General features: G+C 61.4%; 14 protein-coding genes and 1 pseudogene. 2 read left to right on the plus strand and 13 right to left on the minus strand.

The features are described from left to right. From urtB to B5525_RS42815, 13 genes and pseudogenes are all read right to left on the minus strand, one after another. Nucleotides 1-894 (minus strand): urea ABC transporter permease subunit UrtB, encoded by an 894-nt coding sequence (urtB, locus tag B5525_RS42760; protein ID WP_079572515.1) that lies wholly within the window; start codon nt 892-894, stop codon nt 1-3. A gap of 63 nt (nt 895-957) precedes the next feature. Next, nucleotides 958-2,214, minus strand: coding sequence for an ABC transporter substrate-binding protein (locus B5525_RS42765; RefSeq protein WP_079572517.1), 1,257 nt, complete (start codon nt 2,212-2,214; stop codon nt 958-960). 269 nt (nt 2,215-2,483) lie between these two features. After that, on the minus strand, nt 2,484-3,092 hold the full coding sequence (locus B5525_RS42770) for an ANTAR domain-containing response regulator (RefSeq protein ID WP_079572519.1): 609 nt from the start codon (nt 3,090-3,092) through the stop codon (nt 2,484-2,486). A gap of 24 nt (nt 3,093-3,116) precedes the next feature. Beyond that, on the minus strand, nt 3,117-4,283 hold the full coding sequence (locus B5525_RS42775; protein ID WP_079572521.1) for a transporter substrate-binding domain-containing protein: 1,167 nt from the start codon (nt 4,281-4,283) through the stop codon (nt 3,117-3,119). Between the two features lie 155 nt (nt 4,284-4,438). Beyond that, the gene (locus B5525_RS42780; RefSeq protein ID WP_079572523.1) at nt 4,439-5,194 is read right to left on the minus strand and encodes an SDR family NAD(P)-dependent oxidoreductase; all 756 of its coding nucleotides are present in this window, start codon (nt 5,192-5,194) and stop codon (nt 4,439-4,441) included. Nucleotides 5,195-5,263: 69 nt separating this feature from the next. Then, nucleotides 5,264-6,778: an amidase gene (locus B5525_RS42785; protein ID WP_079572525.1), complete on the minus strand. Its 1,515-nt coding sequence runs from the start codon at nt 6,776-6,778 to the stop codon at nt 5,264-5,266. 40 nt (nt 6,779-6,818) lie between these two features. Then, the gene (locus B5525_RS42790; protein WP_197687894.1) at nt 6,819-7,526 is read right to left on the minus strand and encodes an ABC transporter ATP-binding protein; all 708 of its coding nucleotides are present in this window, start codon (nt 7,524-7,526) and stop codon (nt 6,819-6,821) included. Beyond that, nucleotides 7,523-8,245: an ATP-binding cassette domain-containing protein gene (locus tag B5525_RS42795; protein ID WP_079572526.1), complete on the minus strand. Its 723-nt coding sequence runs from the start codon at nt 8,243-8,245 to the stop codon at nt 7,523-7,525. Before B5525_RS42795 ends, B5525_RS42790 begins: the two co-directional genes overlap by 4 nt. Continuing rightward, nucleotides 8,245-9,318 carry an ABC transporter permease subunit gene (locus B5525_RS42800; protein WP_244567773.1) on the minus strand — a complete coding sequence of 358 codons (1,074 nt, stop codon included), beginning with the start codon at nt 9,316-9,318 and terminating at the stop codon, nt 8,245-8,247. Before B5525_RS42800 ends, B5525_RS42795 begins: the two co-directional genes overlap by 1 nt. Next, nucleotides 9,315-10,181, minus strand: coding sequence for a branched-chain amino acid ABC transporter permease (locus B5525_RS42805; RefSeq protein WP_079574514.1), 867 nt, complete (start codon nt 10,179-10,181; stop codon nt 9,315-9,317). Before B5525_RS42805 ends, B5525_RS42800 begins: the two co-directional genes overlap by 4 nt. 38 nt (nt 10,182-10,219) lie before the next feature. Further along, the gene (locus B5525_RS42810; protein WP_079572528.1) at nt 10,220-11,443 is read right to left on the minus strand and encodes an ABC transporter substrate-binding protein; all 1,224 of its coding nucleotides are present in this window, start codon (nt 11,441-11,443) and stop codon (nt 10,220-10,222) included. Between the two features lie 31 nt (nt 11,444-11,474). Then, a pseudogene (locus B5525_RS47075) lies at nt 11,475-11,650 on the minus strand (acetamidase/formamidase family protein); the annotation flags it as partial. 125 nt (nt 11,651-11,775) lie between these two features. After that, nucleotides 11,776-13,293 carry an amidase gene (locus B5525_RS42815; protein WP_079574517.1) on the minus strand — a complete coding sequence of 506 codons (1,518 nt, stop codon included), beginning with the start codon at nt 13,291-13,293 and terminating at the stop codon, nt 11,776-11,778. 354 nt (nt 13,294-13,647) lie between these two features. Between B5525_RS42815 and B5525_RS42820 the strand changes: the two genes are divergently transcribed. Both B5525_RS42820 and B5525_RS42825 read left to right on the plus strand, forming a co-directional pair. Next, nucleotides 13,648-14,829, plus strand: coding sequence for a transporter substrate-binding domain-containing protein (locus B5525_RS42820; protein WP_079572530.1), 1,182 nt, complete (start codon nt 13,648-13,650; stop codon nt 14,827-14,829). Nucleotides 14,830-14,870: 41 nt separating this feature from the next. Beyond that, nucleotides 14,871-15,428, plus strand: a complete 558-nt coding sequence (locus B5525_RS42825; RefSeq protein ID WP_244567774.1) for an ANTAR domain-containing response regulator — start codon at nt 14,871-14,873, stop codon at nt 15,426-15,428. Nucleotides 15,429-15,430 lie beyond the last annotated feature (2 nt).

Below are 15,430 nucleotides of genomic sequence, written 5' to 3' on the forward strand. Positions count from 1 at the left end.
TTAGCGCCCTTTAAGCGAAAACAGGCCCTTGGGCTTCAGGATGATGATCATGATCACGACGCCAAAGACCACGGCCCGCGCCAGGATATCGTTGGTACCGGCCGCCACCAGCCCATTGATCTCGCCGAGGATGCCGGCCGAGAACACCGACCCGAGCAGGCTGCCGACGCCTCCCATCACCACGACCATGAAGCCGTCCACCACCATCGGCGTGCCCATGTCGGGGAAAACGGTCTTGAAGCCGGACATCATCACGCCGGCGATGCCGGCGAGCCCGGAGCCGAGCGCGAATGTCAGCGCGTTGATCCGCGCGACGTCGATGCCGCAGGCTTCGGCCATTTTCGGATTTCGAATGATCGCGCGCACCTGGGTGCCGAACGGCGTGCGGTACATGATCAGCCAGGAGGCCGCTGTCAGCACCGCCGTCACGACGATGATGAAGGCGCGATAGCGGTTGATCTCCGCGCTGCCCAGCATGAACGTTCCCTGCAGCACGGCGGGAACGCTGACATTCTGCAGCCCGGGCCCCAATCCCGCGATATGGATGCCGAAGAACGACAGGCCCAGTTCAAGCCGCACCGCCTGCTGGATCAGGATCGCGATACCCCAGGTTGCCAGCAGCGTGTCGAGCAGGCGGCCGTACAGACGGCGTACGATGACGCGCTCGATGGCGAGCCCGATCAGCGCGGTCACGATGAAGGCCAGCGGAATGGCCACGAAGATATTCGCGCCCAGCCAGATGCCTGTGAGCACGGTGACGTAAGCGCCGATCATGACCATCTCGCCATGGGCCATGTTGATGACGCCCATCGCGCCATAGGTGATGGCGAGACCAAGCGCTACCAGCAGCAGGATCGAGCCGAGACTGAGGCCGATAAACAAGACTTCAAGCATTCAGAGCAATCCCATCACTCCGGCTACCGCGCCGATGCGCGATAGCCGGTATTGACGCCGAGTTCAGATTTTCAGCTTTGACGTATCGAGTCCCTTGGCGGTGCAGAACAGATTGCTCTCCGTTTCGCCGTACGCCACGTAAGGAAGCGGAATGGTCGGCTCCTTGTAGGCATCGATGATCTTGCCCTGTCCGTCCGTCTGCCACTGCGCAATGCGGGGCGTAAGATAGGTGTGCAGATTGTCGGGATCGATTTTCACGTGGCCGTTCGGGGCGTCGAATTCCTGCCCCTTCACCGCGTCCCTGATTGCAGTCGGGGTAATTTCCGCCGCCTTTTCGACCGCCTGCTTCCACAGGAAGACCTGGAAGTAGGAAGATTCCAGCGCGTGATGCGTCACCGCCTTCGGGTCCTTGACGAAGGCGCGATAGCGTTCGACGAATGCCTTGTTGCGGTCGGTGTCGATGGCCTGGAAATACGGGAACGAGGTGTAGCTTCCCACCGCGTATTCCGGTCCCATCGCGGCGATCTCGATCTCCGAAGTGACCGTGGCGCAGATCGGCAGCTTGTCGTGGGTCAGGCCCTGGTTCTTGTATTCGCGGTAGAACGCGACCACGGAGTCGCCGACGACGTTCGACAGCACGACGTCGCAGCCCGAGGACTTGATCTTGTTGACCATGGAGCCCCATTCCGAATGGCCGAGCTCGAGGTATTCGTCCGCGATCCATTCGCCGCCGTTCTTCTCGATCAGGATCTTCGATACCTTCGCCATTTCGCGCGGGTAGATGTAGTTCGATCCGACGATGAAGAACTTCTTCTTGCCCAGCGTCTTGATGATCCAGGGGATGAAGTTTGAGAGCTGCTGGTTCGGAACGGCGCCCGTGTAGACGACGTTCTTGGAGCACTCGAAGCCTTCGTAATAGGTGGGATAGAAATACAGATTGTTGCGCTTCTCGAACACCGGAAGAACGGCCTTGCGGCTTGCCGAGGTGTAGGAGCCGAACACGGTCGGCACGCGATCCTGGATCACCAGCTTCGAGGCCTTTTCGTTGTAGGTCTTCGGATCCGAAGCACCGTCCTCGACGATGGCGTTGATCTTCATGCCCTTGGCGCCACCCGCGGCGTTGATCTCGCTGATCGCCATCAGCGTCGCATCGTGCAGCGATTTTTCGATAATCGAGAGACCACCGGTTAACGAGAATAATACGCCCACATTCACCGTACCCGCGGCACGCACCGGACTACTGATGATGTAAGGCGAAGCGATCGCCCCGGTTGTCGCAAGCAGGCTGCTTTTCAAGAACTTACGCCGATCAATCGACATAGTGACACACTCCCCTGATGGCTGCCCGTAACCAGGCATGCCGGTTCCGTTCACGCCGAAGCGCGTTGTTTCGAGCCAAAAAAGATCAAAAACTCCCCCAGGGCCAGCGGACCCGAGCAGATCCGTGCCGATTCCCGGTCGCCAAACAAAAAAAGCCCGCGAGATCCTCACGGACCTCTCGGGCTTACCTAGCCAAGCCGGACCAACATCATCGGTGATCCAGCGATAACCGCGTCTAGAACTTCCCCGTCCCATCGCAGTTGCAAAAATTAAACATCTTTTGCGCGGTACTGCAAGAGTTCATTTGCATGAATGATCGCAGCCGCCATGTCGTCCATCGACAGGCGCTTCGCCATCGCCTGGCGGCGGATGCTTTCGTAGGCTTCGGCTTCGCTCAATCCCTGACCATCCATCAGGATCGCTTTGGCTTTCTGGATTCGCTGAATGCCGGAAAGCTTGCGTTCAAGTTTTCGGATTCGCTTTTCGGTCTCGCGTTTCTCGAGCCAGATGCTGCGCGCGATCGTGAGGTTCGTGAGCAGACCGAAAGGGCGGATCGGGCGCTCGATGACGGCGACCGCGCCTGCCTCCAGCACCAGCTGCAGGGTGCTCGGGTCTTCATAACCCACGATGGCGATCAGTGTCGGCCGCGTTCCGTCGTTTGACTTCAGCAGGCGCTGAATATCGGCTCTGACGTCATGCTCGACGGCCAGCAGCATCACGTCGCAACCATCGCTCCAGCATTCGGGGACCGGCCAGTGCATCTCGACCATGCAGCCGATGCGACGAAGGTGCTCGACCAGCCTGACGCGTTCGTTGTCCGGGGGATGAACGACCAGGACGCGCAGACCACGAAGATCGCGAAGGATTTGGATCGCCAACCGTCTGCTCCTACGCTCAGAACCTCAGTGGCTAACCGTCTGAAGGTCGTCGACCGACCAGTCGTCAAGGCTCTGTACGACACAGTAGGGGTCCGGCTTGATCCGCACGCCGGGATTCCAGACTGTCTGGAACCGGGCGAATTTGTCCAGTCGCGCGATCCGCGGCCACAGATAGGTGTGATTGTTTTCCGGATCGATCCGGACCCGGCCCTGAGGGGCGTCGAATTCCGAGTCGCGCAGCTCCTTCAGCACCCGCTCCGGATCGTCGGATCCGCAGCGCGCCAGAGCGCGCATCGCCAGATGAACCTGGAAATAGGCTGCTTCCGCGGCGGCCGGCACCGGCGCATCCGGACCGTATTTGCGCTTGAAGCTTTCCACGAAACGGCGCGCAGAGGCCGACGACGAGGTCTCGAAGAACGGCGCGGCCGTGATATGGCCTTCGGCCGCCTCGCGATGCATTTCCGCGACTTCCGCCTCACTGGTGGTCAGGCTCGCGATCGGCATCTTCGCCGGATCGAACCCGGCCTTCCGATAGGCCTCGTAGAATACCGACGTGCCCCGCCCGACAACGGTCGAGAAGATGACGTCAGGCGAGGTCTTCTTGATCCGGCTGATGACCTTGTCGAAATCCCCCGCACCGACCTCGAGCGGAACATAGATCTCGTCCAGCACCTCGCCGCGGCCCTGCGCGACGAAATCAGCCATCAGACGATTGGATTCGTAAGGATAGATGTAATTCGATCCCACCAGCAGAAAACGGTTGCCGTAGGTGGACAGCAGGAACCTCGCAAGCTGCAACGAATTCTGGTTCGGCGCCGCGCCGGTATAGATGCAGTGCCTCGAATATTCGAAGCCCTCGTAGAGCGTCGGATAAAACAGCAGGCCGCGGTGGCTCTCGACGACCGGCAAGACCGCCTTGCGGGTGCTCGACATGTAGCATCCGAACAACAACCTTATGCGATCGATCTCGAGCAAGCGCTCGGCCAGGCTGCGAAACTGTTTCGGATCGGACGCCGGATCGTAAATCACCGGCTCGATCATGCGATCGAGCACGCCGCCGCTGGAATTGATCTCCTCGATCGCAAGGAGCGTCGCATTCAGCTGCGACTGTTCGACGGTAGAAGTCACTCCGGTCTGTGAGAACAGCACCCCGACGCGCCAGGGGCCGCCGGTATTTTCGTTGAAATTCATGAGCCTGACGTACACCAATTCGTGGTGAGGTTTGAGCGACCATACGTCAGATTGCGGGAAACTCAAATCGTCCCGGTCGAGGCAAGCCGTCAGCCTCGCCGGGTCAGGTATCCGGCGAGGCTGCTGCAGATCGCCGTCGGCCAGCGGCGCCAGCGCTAGACCGCCTTGGTGAGAGCGCCGTCGATAATGAGGTTGGTGCCGGAAATGCGGCTCGCCACCGGGCTCGCAAGGAAGACCACGCCGGCGGCGACTTCCTGCGGCGTGCCCATCCGCCCGGTCGGGTTCAGCGACATCGCGGTCTTGTAGAGATCCGGCATGCCCTGCTCGATGTTTTGCCAGATGCCGCCCTCGAAATAGGTATTGCCCGGAGACACCACGTTGGCGCGGATGCCCTTGGCGATCAGCTGGTTGCTCAACCCCTTGCTGTAGTGAATCAGCGCCGCCTTGAACGCGCCGTAGGAACCGGCGGCGAAATCAACCTCGAACCCGGACACGCTGGAGACGATCACGATGGAAGCCGATTTGGATTTCTCCAGATATGGCATCGCCGCCGCGACCGAATTGACGGTATGCATCATGTCGGTGCGAAACGACTTCTCCCAGGTTTCCGGCGTATCGCCGACAGCCAGAGCGCTGACGTTGCAGACGATGGTGTCGATACCGCCGAGCTCGGCGGCCGCACCCTCGATCCATTGCTTCAATGCCGCGGGATCGGCGACGTCGATTCCCTTGCCCCACGACTTGACGCCCTTGGCGGCGAGCACCTTCACGACCTTGCCGACCTCGTCGGCGTTGCGCGCGCATATCGCCACGTTAGCGCCTTCCGCCGCAAACAGCTCGGCGATCGCGAGCCCAATCCCCTTGCTCCCGCCGGTCACCAGGACGTTCTTTCCCTTCAATCCGAGATCCATGGTCGCCTCCGTTGCTGATATCGCCTGATCAAGCGACCTGCCGTCACCGACGGCAGGCCGGATCGCTGCTTACATTTTCGTCCAGTCGCCCGCGCCTTCGAACGCGGCGGCGGCGCGGTAGATGACGGATTCGTCGTAATACTTGCCGATCAGCATCAGCCCGATCGGCAGGCCGTCGCTCATCCCGCAGGGAATGGTCATCGCCGGATGTCCGCTGGCGTTGAAGGGGGCCGTGTTGGGAACCATCTCGAACGCGCGCTGGATATAGAGTTCGCGCGGCGCATCCAGCGGCGGCAGCGGCGTCGCCTTCATCGGCAAGGTCGGCATCAAGAGCAGATCGTAATTGCTCAGCGCCGCGTCGTAGGCGGCGCGCAGCTTGCGGTTCAGGTTCTGCGCCTTGGAATAGAAGTGACCGCGATAGTGCTTGGTGAAGTAGTGGCCGACCAGCATCGTGATCTTCAGGCTGTCGGACAATTCGTCGGCCCGGTGGCGCCAGGCGGAGTGCGCGTCCAAGAGCGTCGTGTTGTAGAGACCGCGCCAGTTGGTCCCCATGCCGTTGCCCTTCATCATGAACTCGGTACCGCCTTCGGCCGCGATCGGCAGCCAGATCGCGGGGCCCAGCAGATGCATCGGCACCGATATCTCGTCGACAGTGGCGCCGAGTTTCCGGAACAGCTCGGCCCCCGCCATGACCTTGGCATCGACCTCGGGTTCGGAAACCGCAAGTCCGAAACCTTCCTTGACGATGCCGATGCGCATTCCCTTGACGCCGCCTTCGAGCTCTTTGGTGTATTCGGCGACCTTGGGCGCGATCTGTCTGGGATCGACGCCATCGGCGCCCGCCAGCACCTCGAGCAGGAGCGCGTTGTCGCGGACATTGCCGGTCATCGGCCCGGTGTGATCGAGCGTGATTTCGATCGGCATCACCCCGGTATAGGGAACGAGGCCGTGCGTTCCCTTCATGCCGTAGATGCCGCAGAACGACGAGGGAATACGGATTGATCCGCCCTGGTCGCCGCCGATCGCCATATCGGCTTCGCCGAGTGCGACCACGACGCCGCTGCCCGAAGACGAACCGCCCGCCGAATAACCCATCTTGTGGGGGTTATGCACCGGGCCGGTCGCGTTGGTGTGGCTGCCGCCGGAAAAGCAGAAATACTCGCAATGGGTCTTGCCGAGGATGGTGCCGCCGGCGTCCAGGATGCGCGTCACGATGGTCGCATCGACATCGGGGACATAGCCCTCGAGGGTCGAGGCGCCGTTCATCATGGGCACGCCGGCGAGGCTGACATTGTCCTTGAGCGCCACCGTCTTGCCGGCGAGCTTGCCGCTGGGCGCGCCCTTGACCGTCGATTTGAAGTACCACGCATTGTACTTGTTCTCGTCGCCCTCGGGGCGATAGCCGGGCGTACGCGGATAGGTCACGGCCGGGACATAATCGGTCATGGCATCGACGATGTCATAAGCGGCGTAATTGCCCTGCATCAGGGCGTCGTAGGATTTGAGTTCCTCTTCGCCCATGTGCATGCCGAGATCCTCGGCGACGCTGCGCAATTGATCGAGTGTCGGTCTTCTGACTGCCATGGTGCTTCTCCCCTTTGGATCGTGCCCGCTCAGTCGGGCCTTACGTGGTGATTCCGATAAATTCGCCGACCAGGCTTGCATCGGCGAGATCGTCCGGCGGCAACTCCCGGGTGATGGTGCCCTTTTGAATGATGAGAATCCGTCGCGATAGCGCGGCGATGAAGTCGAGATTCTGCTCGACCAGAATCATGGTGAGGCCGCTGTTGTCGCGCAAGCGCTGCAGGACCTCGACAATCTCGTCGATGATCGAGGGCTGGATGCCCTCGGTCGGCTCATCCAGCAGAATGAGGCGCGGTTTGCCGCAAAGGCAGCGCGCGAGCGCCAGGAGCTGCTGCTCGCCACCGGACAGCGCGCCGCCGGAACGATCGAGCAGCGGCTTGAGGCGTGGAAATTCCTCGAGCACTTCCTCGATGGTTTCCTGCTCGCCGCCCGTCTCCTTGGTGCAGCCCATGCGCAGATTGTCGTAAACCGTGAGCCCGGGGAAAATTTCCCGCCCCTGCGGCACATAGCCGAGCCCCAGCCGCGCACGCTGATAGGGCTCGGCCGTGGTCACGTCGTGGCCATCGAAACGGACGGTCCCGGCGGTCGCCGGCAAGAATCCCATCAGCGCCTTGAGCAGCGTCGTCTTGCCCATGCCGTTATGGCCGAGAATTCCGATGAACTCCCCGACCTTGACGGCAAAGTTCACCCCGTTGAGGATCGGGATGCGGCCGTAGCCCGTGCACAGCCCCTGTACGTTGAGCATCATGCGGCTGCCTGCTTGCCGAGATAGACGTCGCGCACCAGCGGATTGCGCAGGATATTCTCCACCGAATCCTCCACCAGCACGCTGCCTTGATTGAATACCGTCACCTGCTTGGCGATCATGCGGATGAATTGCATGTCGTGCTCGACGACGATGAGGGCCTTGGTGCGATTGATCTCGCGCACGAGTTCGGCGGTCTTGTTCACTTCTTCATGTGTCATGCCGGCGGCGGGTTCATCGAGCAGAATAAGGTCAGGATCGGTCGACAACACGATGCCCAGTTCAACCCATTGCCGCTGACCATGGGCGAGCTGGCCGACCAGGCGGTTCGCAGCACCGGTGAGGCCGATGCGTTCCAGCATCTCGTCGACCACGGCGTTGACGCGATCGCGGGGATGGATGCGGCTCGCCGCCAGCCAGATATTTTCGCGCACGTCCAGGCCGTCGAACACGCTCGGCACCTGGGTCTTGATGCCGATGCCGAGACGCGCGATCTCGTGGGCGTGGGCCTGGGAAATGTCGTGGCCGCGGAACAGCACCTGGCCGAGACTTGGCTGCAGCTGTCCGGTGAGCATCTTGAAGAACGTACTTTTTCCGGCACCGTTCGGCCCGATCAGGCAACGCAGCTCGCCTTCGGCCAGCGTGAAATTGACGTTGCGGACCGCCTTGACGCCGCCGAAATGCATGCTGAGATCGCGGGTTTGCAGAAGCGGCTCGGCCATCACCCCTCCTCCGCCTGCTTGGGCTCGAGGCTGGTTGCGACCCGGCGCGTGCGCGCCCGCAGCAGCCATTGGCCGAAGTCCCCGAGCGTCGGCACCAATCCCTTCGGCACCAGGAGCACGAACGCAATAAGGATGACACCGAAAATCAGCGGCGCATTGGCGAGCAGCTTCGTCCACCAGTCCGAGCCGCTGGGCTGGTTCGCCCCGAGCGCCGTGGTGAGCCACTGGATGCCAATGCAGCCGATGATCGGACCGATCAGCGTGCCGCGCCCGCCGACGATCACCCAGATGATGATCTGCGCGGACTGGGCCAATCCGAAGATGGTCGGGCTGACAAAATTTCCCCAATTGGCGAACAGGCATCCGGCGAAGCCCGCCAGCGCGCCGCCGATGGTGAAGGTCACGAGCTTGTAGGCCCGCGGATCGTATCCGAGGAGTTCGGCGCGCCGTTCGTTTTCCCGGATACCGACGATGATGCGGCCGAACCGGCTGGCCAGCAGCAGCCGCAGTCCGAAATAGGTCAGGAGCAATGCCGCCGTCGAAAGATAGAACATGCCTTCGAGATCGACCGACGCAGTCTTGTTGAAGGGATAATTGAGCGGCGGGATGCCCGGGATGCCGTTGAAGCCGCCGAGCCGCGCCGTGCCGATATGGAATTCCGGGCCGGCGGTGGAATTGATCGAATTGAACAGGATCAACGTCACCGTCAGCGTGATCACGCCGAGATACACGTCGCTGATGCGCCCGTAGAACATGAAATAGCCGAGCAGCGCTGCGAACGCCGCCGGCAGCGCGATGGCCAGCAGGAACGGAATGGTGCTTTCGCCCATGTTGAACATGGCAATCGCGTAGGTGTAGGCGCCCAGTCCGAAAAACGCCGACTGGCCGAAGCACAGGATGCCGCCATAGCCCCAGATCAGCGCCAGGCTGAGCCCGAGGATCGCCATGATCATGTAGACCGTGAGTTCGAGCACGGTATCGAGTTCGGCCAGACGCGGAGTCAGGATGAGAAAGGCGATGCCGACGATGCCGACCAGTCCGAGGCCGAGATAGTTCAGGGTGCGGGCGTTCACAGGCCTCTCCGGAAGAAGCGGCCGGTGATGCCCTGCGGCAGCAGGCGGATCAGGACGATGGCGGTGGCCAGCAGCGCGACCTCGCCAAACACCGGCGTCGTCAAGAAGGTCGCGATCTGATTAATGGTGCCGAACAGTACCGATGCAGACACGGTTCCGCTAAGAATCGCGGCACCGCCTCCGATCACGGTGATGAAGGATTTCGCCACATAGGCGACGCCGATGGTAGGGAAGACGCCGGAGACCGGCGCCAGCACCGCGCCGGCGAGGCCCGACAGGGCGGCTCCGATGCCGAAGGTGATGGCATAGACCCGCGGCGGATTGACCCCGAGCGCCGCGGCCATGTTGGCGTTCTGCATGGTGCCGCGGGCGATCAGGCCGAGCCGCGTGAAGCGCAGCACCGCGAAGATGCCCGCCATCACGACCGCTGACACCGCGATGACGAACAGCGTGTATCCGCTGGTGCGATAGGCGCCGATCTGGAAACTGCCCAGCGGCGCCGAAATGCCGACCGTGGTATTGCCGAAAATCGCGGTCGTCAGCCCCACCAGGAAGAGGCTGAGACCCCAGGTCGCCAGCATGGTGTCGACCATGCGGCCATACAGGAAGCGGATGATCGTCATCTCGACGATAATCCCAATGAGGCCGACAATAACAGGCGCCACCACCAGAATCGCAACCCAGATGTTGACGCCGCGGCTGGTGGCGACGATCGCGGCATATCCGCCGAGCATCAGAAACTCGCCATGGGCGAGATTGATGACCCGCATCATGCCGAAGATGATGGCCAGCCCGACGCTGATCAGCGCCAGGCTGGCAACCGCATAGAGGACCTGGATCGCCAGGAGAACAACGAAATCCACGTTTATCTTTCCCAACGCATGCGAGATCCAACCGTCCTTTAGATCTTGATCACGTATTGCTGGTTGTCGGTCGGGTTCTTGATGAGATCGCACACCGCGGCGGTATCGGCAGGCTTCTGCTGCGCGAAGTCTTCCAGCACGTTGAGCTTCTTGTCGTTGACCTCGGCGATATGCACGTCGAGCACGCAATGATGCGTCGGCGGGTCGATCGTGACCTTGCCGGACGGCGCATCGATGCTGATGCCGGTTTCCAGCGCCTCGATTACTTTCAGGCGGTCGATGCTGCCGGCTTTCTTGACCGCCTCGGCCCACAGGCGGAACCCCTGGTAGGTCCCCATCGCGAGTTCGGTGACGTTGGGATAATCGGCGCCGAAGCGCTTGTGGAAGGCGGCGACGAAGGTTTCGTTGGCCTTGTTCTTCAAATCCTGGAAGTAGTTGTAGCAGACCAGCATGCCGTTGCATTCGTCGGGCGACAGCACGATGTGCTCGTTGCCGACGGCGAAGGTGGTCGACGCCATCGGAATGCTCTTGCGCATGCCGGCCGCCGCCCACTGGCGATAGAACGAGATATGCGCACCGCCGACCAGCGCGGACCACACGAAGTCCGGCTTCGCCGCCTGGATCTTGGAGATGGTCGGGCCGAAATTGGTGACGTCGAGCGGGAAGAAGTCGATCGATGAGACTTCGCCGCCGTTTTCGGTGACGTATTTCTTCACCCACTGCGACGTGATCTGGCCGTAATTGTAGTCGGCCGCGACGACATAGACTTTCTTGCCCCACTTCTTCATGGCGTAGGGCACGAGCTTTTCCACGGTCTGCGCTGGCGTCACGCCGGTATCGAACTGGTTGCGGTCGCAGACGCCGCCTTCATATTGGGTGTTATAGAAATACAGCGTCTTGAACTTGTCGAGCACCGGCCGGATCACTTCGCGCGAGGCGGAGGTGATGCCGCCATGCACGACGGCAACCTTGTCCTTCAACGCCGCCTGCTGCGCGAACTGAGTGTAAAGCTGCATGTTCGACTGGGTATCGTAGTTGATCAGCTTGATCTGCTTTCCAAGCAGGCCGCCGGCCGCATTGGCTTCTTCGACCGCGAGCGTCAGCGCGTCGACCATCGGCTTGCCGTAGATGTCGAGCCCGCCCGAGAGATCGTGAATACTGGCGACGTTGATTTCGTCCGCCGCCCAGGCGCTGGAACCGAAGGTGCCGGCAGCAAGGGTTGCCGCCGTGCCCTGTACGAATTTTCTGCGATTGAGTTTCATTGCAGTAGTCCTCCTCGAGGTTGCCGAAAAATCATGAGACCAGATATTTTTTCAAAATTGACGCACGCCCATCGCGTATTTCCGATCGCCCACGTTCTCCAACCGGATGCCCCCGGCCTGACTGGGTAGCGTGCAGGCGTCGATCTCGTCGAAGCCGTAATCCGCGGCCATCCAGCGCACCCGTTTGCGATAGGCGATCCGAGGCGCGCTTTGCCGTGATCGGGGATTTGAGCCGGGGATCGGTGATCATCGCGGTATTCTCAACTCGTCAACGCGTGAGCCCAAAGCAGTGCAAATACCATACCGACATCAGGTCACAGCCTAATTGCGCGCTAGTTCAGCTTCCAGTCGCCGCCGGCCTCGACCGCCGCAGCAAGCTGAATCAAGGTGGTTTCCTCGAAATGGCGGCCCACCATCATCAGCCCGACCGGCAAACCGTTGACACGTCCACATGGCATGGTGAAGGCGGGATTTCCGGATACGTCGAATGAACAGGTATTGGCCTGCATGTTGAGTGCCGTGTCAATCAGGGTGCCCAGCGGTGCATCGGCCGGCGGTATCGGCGTGGCCGTGAATGGAATCGTCGGCATCGCCAGCACGTCGAATTTCTCCAGCGCCGCATCATAGGCGCGGCGCAGCAGCACCCGCAGGTTCTGCGCCTTCGAATGATAGCGCCCGTGATAGTTGCGATGCATATATTCGCCGAGCATCAGCACAAGCTTCACGGTCGGCGAGACATCGTTGATCCGCGTCCCCATCCCGCGGGCAAAGGCTTCCTGCATCGAAAGCGGATAATAGCCCTGGATGTTGTTGCCGACGCCGTATCCCTTCAGCATCATCTCGGCCGCGCCTTCCAGGATGATGCCGCTCCAGACATGCGGCCCGTCGAGATGCCAGGGAATCGAAATTTCTTCCGCTTCGACGCCCGTCTGCCTCAAGGCCGCGATCGCTTCGCGCACCTTGGCATCGACGGCAGGATCGCTTTCGGGATGGCCAAATCCTTCGCGCAGGATGCCGACGCGCAATCCCTTTGCCGGCTTGCCGACGGCGGCCATGTAATCGCCCGTACGCGCCGAGATCGTCCTTGTATCCCAGCCGTCATGACCCGCGATGACCGTAAGCAGCCGGGCGACGTCCTCGACGGATGCACCCATCGGACCGCAATGATCGACGGAATAGCTGATCGGCATCGAACCCGTGGTCGGCACCAGGCCCCAGGTCGGCTTCAATCCATAAATGCCGCACCAGCTGGACGGCGTGCGGATCGATCCGCCCTGGTCTCCGCCGAGCGCCATCGGCACTTCGCCGGACGCGACCAGCGCCGCACTTCCGCCCGACGAACCGCCGGCACTATGCTCGGGATTGTGCGGATTGCGGATCACGCCGCCCGCGCAGGTATGGCTTGCTCCGGAGAAGCAGAGGTCTTCGCAGGCCGCCTTGCCCGCGATGGTGCCGCCGGCTTCAAGAATGCGCGTGACCACAGTGGCATCGATCTCCGGGACATAGCCCTCGAGCAGCGCCGAGCCGTTCATCATGGGAACGCCGGCGACACAAATGTTGTCCTTGATCGCGATCTTCTTGCCGCTGAGCAGACCCTTTGCACCGCTCCGGATATCCGTCTTCCAATACCAGCCGCCGTAAGGGTTCTCCGACGCTGAGGGCCGGTATCCAGGCGATCGTGGCGGAACCGGCGCCAAGGCGGGCGGGACCAATTCGTCGAGCCGGCCATAGGAGACCAGCGATCCCTTGAAGGCCTGCTGAAAGGCCGCAAGCTCGTCAGCGCTGAAAACGAGACCGAAATTGGATCCGAGTTTTTCGATTTGCTCCAATGTCGGAAGCCGTACTGACATGCTCACCCTCTTGTTGTCTTTCGGAAGACAAACGAAAAAAGCCATCCGTGACCCGAAGAGGTCTCGAATGGCATCAACGCCGCTGCTATCAAAGGTCGCGTAGGCCTACATTACAGAACGAAATTTTCGGAGGTCGCCCCGCAGACGTCATCGGCTGCGCGAGAACTGTTTCGCAATGCACGTATTAGCGTACAATTTGATTGTGACTTGGCGTCGCCAGTCTTGTCAATGCGATGCCGGCACCTTTTTTAAGCGCCGATAGCCCAAACAACGCGCAGCGCCGCTCGACGATACGAGATGACAGACTGGGCTTCCTGGGCTGAGATCGCCTGCCACGCAACGCCCGGATTACAGATGAAAAAGCCGTCCATCCCTCTTGGTCTCGTGTTTTCCCAATCGGGACCTTACGCCATGATGGCGGGCGAGATGCGAAAGAGCGCGCTGATGGCGATCGACGAAATCAATCAGAGCGATCAGTTCGATTTCGTGTTCGCGCCGCATCTGCGAGATCCCGGCGGGGTCGTCGCCGCCTATCACACCGCATGCGATGCGCTCATTCGCGAGGAACACGTCGACCATATCATCGGCTGCTACACCTCGGCTTCCCGCAAGCAGGTCATTCCCATTGTCGAGCTCACCGAACGGTTGCTCTGGCATCCGGCGCGATACGAAGGATTCGAAAGCAGCGAAAACGTCATCTACGTCGGCGCCGCGCCCAACCAGCACGTCGTACCATTGGTGCGGCATATGCTGGACCATATCTCCGGCGACGTGTTCTGCACTGGCTCCAACTATGTCTGGACGTGGGAAACCAACCGGGTCATTCGCGAAATCGTCACCAGCGCCGGCGGCCGCATTCTCGCCGAACGCCTGCTCGAGTTCGGCGAAACCGCGGTCGACCATATCGTCAAGGAGATCATCGAACGAAAGCCGCCGGCGGTGTTCAACACGCTGGTCGGCGAATCCAGCTATGCCTTCATGCGCGCGCTGCATCAGGCGGCAACGCGCGCAGGCCTTTCAATCCCCATGCTGAGCTGCAGCCTGTGCGAACCGGAGCTCAAGCTGATCGGCTCGTCGGCCTCCGTCGGATGCATCACCTCGTCGGCCTATTTCGAGAGCATCGATGGCGCGGAAAACCGCGCGTTTGTCGCACGCTGGCAGGCGCGCTACGGCGCGGACAGCACCCTGTCGGTCGACGCCCTGTCGACCTATGTCTGCGTCATGTTGCTGGCCCGCGCCATCCGGCGCGCAGGCTCGGCGGATGTCGGCGCGGTCCGCCGTGCTGCGGCTAATCACCGCTATGACTCCCCGCAAGGGCCCGTCTGGGTCGATCCCGACAATAATCACTGCTTCCTGACGCCCCGGCTGGCACGCTCCGTGCCTGGTGGCCAGTTCGAGATCTTCTGGGAAGCCGACGCCCCCGAACGGCCGGACCCCTATCTTTCGAACCTCGATCTGGCAACGATTGGCACAAGGCAGGAAAAGAGCAATGATACGATGATGAGGCGGTCAAACCATCTGCGTGTCGTGAAATGACAAGGCTATCGCCTTTCTCCGTCCGCGGCCGTCGCGCCCTCATGGTGATGAGAGACGAGCGCGAGATTTCGATTGTCCGCCGCCAGCTCAACCGGCTGGGCATGACGATTTCCGAGCATGACCCGAACGAGGAATCGCCGCCGGTCGAGGCCGTCGACGTCATCGTGTTGGATGCCGACAGCATTCCGATCAAATCCGAGCCGGCCACGGCGTGGAAATCCCTGGCTCCGATCATCGCGCTGATCGGAACGGAAACGCCGAGCCGGTTGAAGTGGCTTTTGGACCTGCGGCCGGCTTCCTTCCTGGTCAAGCCGTTGCGCTCGGCGGGGCTCTATACCGCTTTGGTGGTTGCCTTCGATTCCGCGCAACGGAAAATGGACGAAGCCGCCCACCTCGAAAGACTGGAAGACCGCATCCGCTCCCGCCGGGTGGTGTTTGCGGCCGTCTTGCAGATCATGCGCGTCCACGCTCTCTCCGAGACGGACGCGTTTGCGCTGATCCGGCAAACGGCGATGCGGCATCGCACGACCGTCGAGCAATTGAGCGCCGAAATCGTCGCGCTCGGCGGAATGCCGAACCGGAACACGCGAACCGCGTGATC

The organism is Bradyrhizobium erythrophlei (assembly GCF_900129505.1).
GTDB lineage: Bacteria > Pseudomonadota > Alphaproteobacteria > Rhizobiales > Xanthobacteraceae > Bradyrhizobium > Bradyrhizobium erythrophlei_D.

Excerpts from the sequence above, each read along its gene's own strand:
- urtB (WP_079572515.1), bottom strand. The coding sequence starts at position 894 with ATGCTTGAAGTCTTGTTTATCGGCCTCAGTCTCGGCTCGATCCTGCTG.
- B5525_RS42765 (WP_079572517.1), bottom strand. The coding sequence starts at position 2,214 with ATGTCGATTGATCGGCGTAAGTTCTTGAAAAGCAGCCTGCTTGCGACA.
- B5525_RS42775 (WP_079572521.1), bottom strand. The coding sequence starts at position 4,283 with ATGAATTTCAACGAAAATACCGGCGGCCCCTGGCGCGTCGGGGTGCTG.
- B5525_RS42780 (WP_079572523.1), bottom strand. The coding sequence starts at position 5,194 with ATGGATCTCGGATTGAAGGGAAAGAACGTCCTGGTGACCGGCGGGAGC.
- B5525_RS42785 (WP_079572525.1), bottom strand. The coding sequence starts at position 6,778 with ATGGCAGTCAGAAGACCGACACTCGATCAATTGCGCAGCGTCGCCGAG.
- B5525_RS42790 (WP_197687894.1), bottom strand. The coding sequence starts at position 7,526 with ATGATGCTCAACGTACAGGGGCTGTGCACGGGCTACGGCCGCATCCCG.
- B5525_RS42795 (WP_079572526.1), bottom strand. The coding sequence starts at position 8,245 with ATGGCCGAGCCGCTTCTGCAAACCCGCGATCTCAGCATGCATTTCGGC.
- B5525_RS42810 (WP_079572528.1), bottom strand. The coding sequence starts at position 11,443 with ATGAAACTCAATCGCAGAAAATTCGTACAGGGCACGGCGGCAACCCTT.
- B5525_RS42815 (WP_079574517.1), bottom strand. The coding sequence starts at position 13,293 with ATGTCAGTACGGCTTCCGACATTGGAGCAAATCGAAAAACTCGGATCC.
- B5525_RS42820 (WP_079572530.1), top strand. The coding sequence starts at position 13,648 with ATGAAAAAGCCGTCCATCCCTCTTGGTCTCGTGTTTTCCCAATCGGGA.
- B5525_RS42825 (WP_244567774.1), top strand. The coding sequence starts at position 14,871 with ATGGTGATGAGAGACGAGCGCGAGATTTCGATTGTCCGCCGCCAGCTC.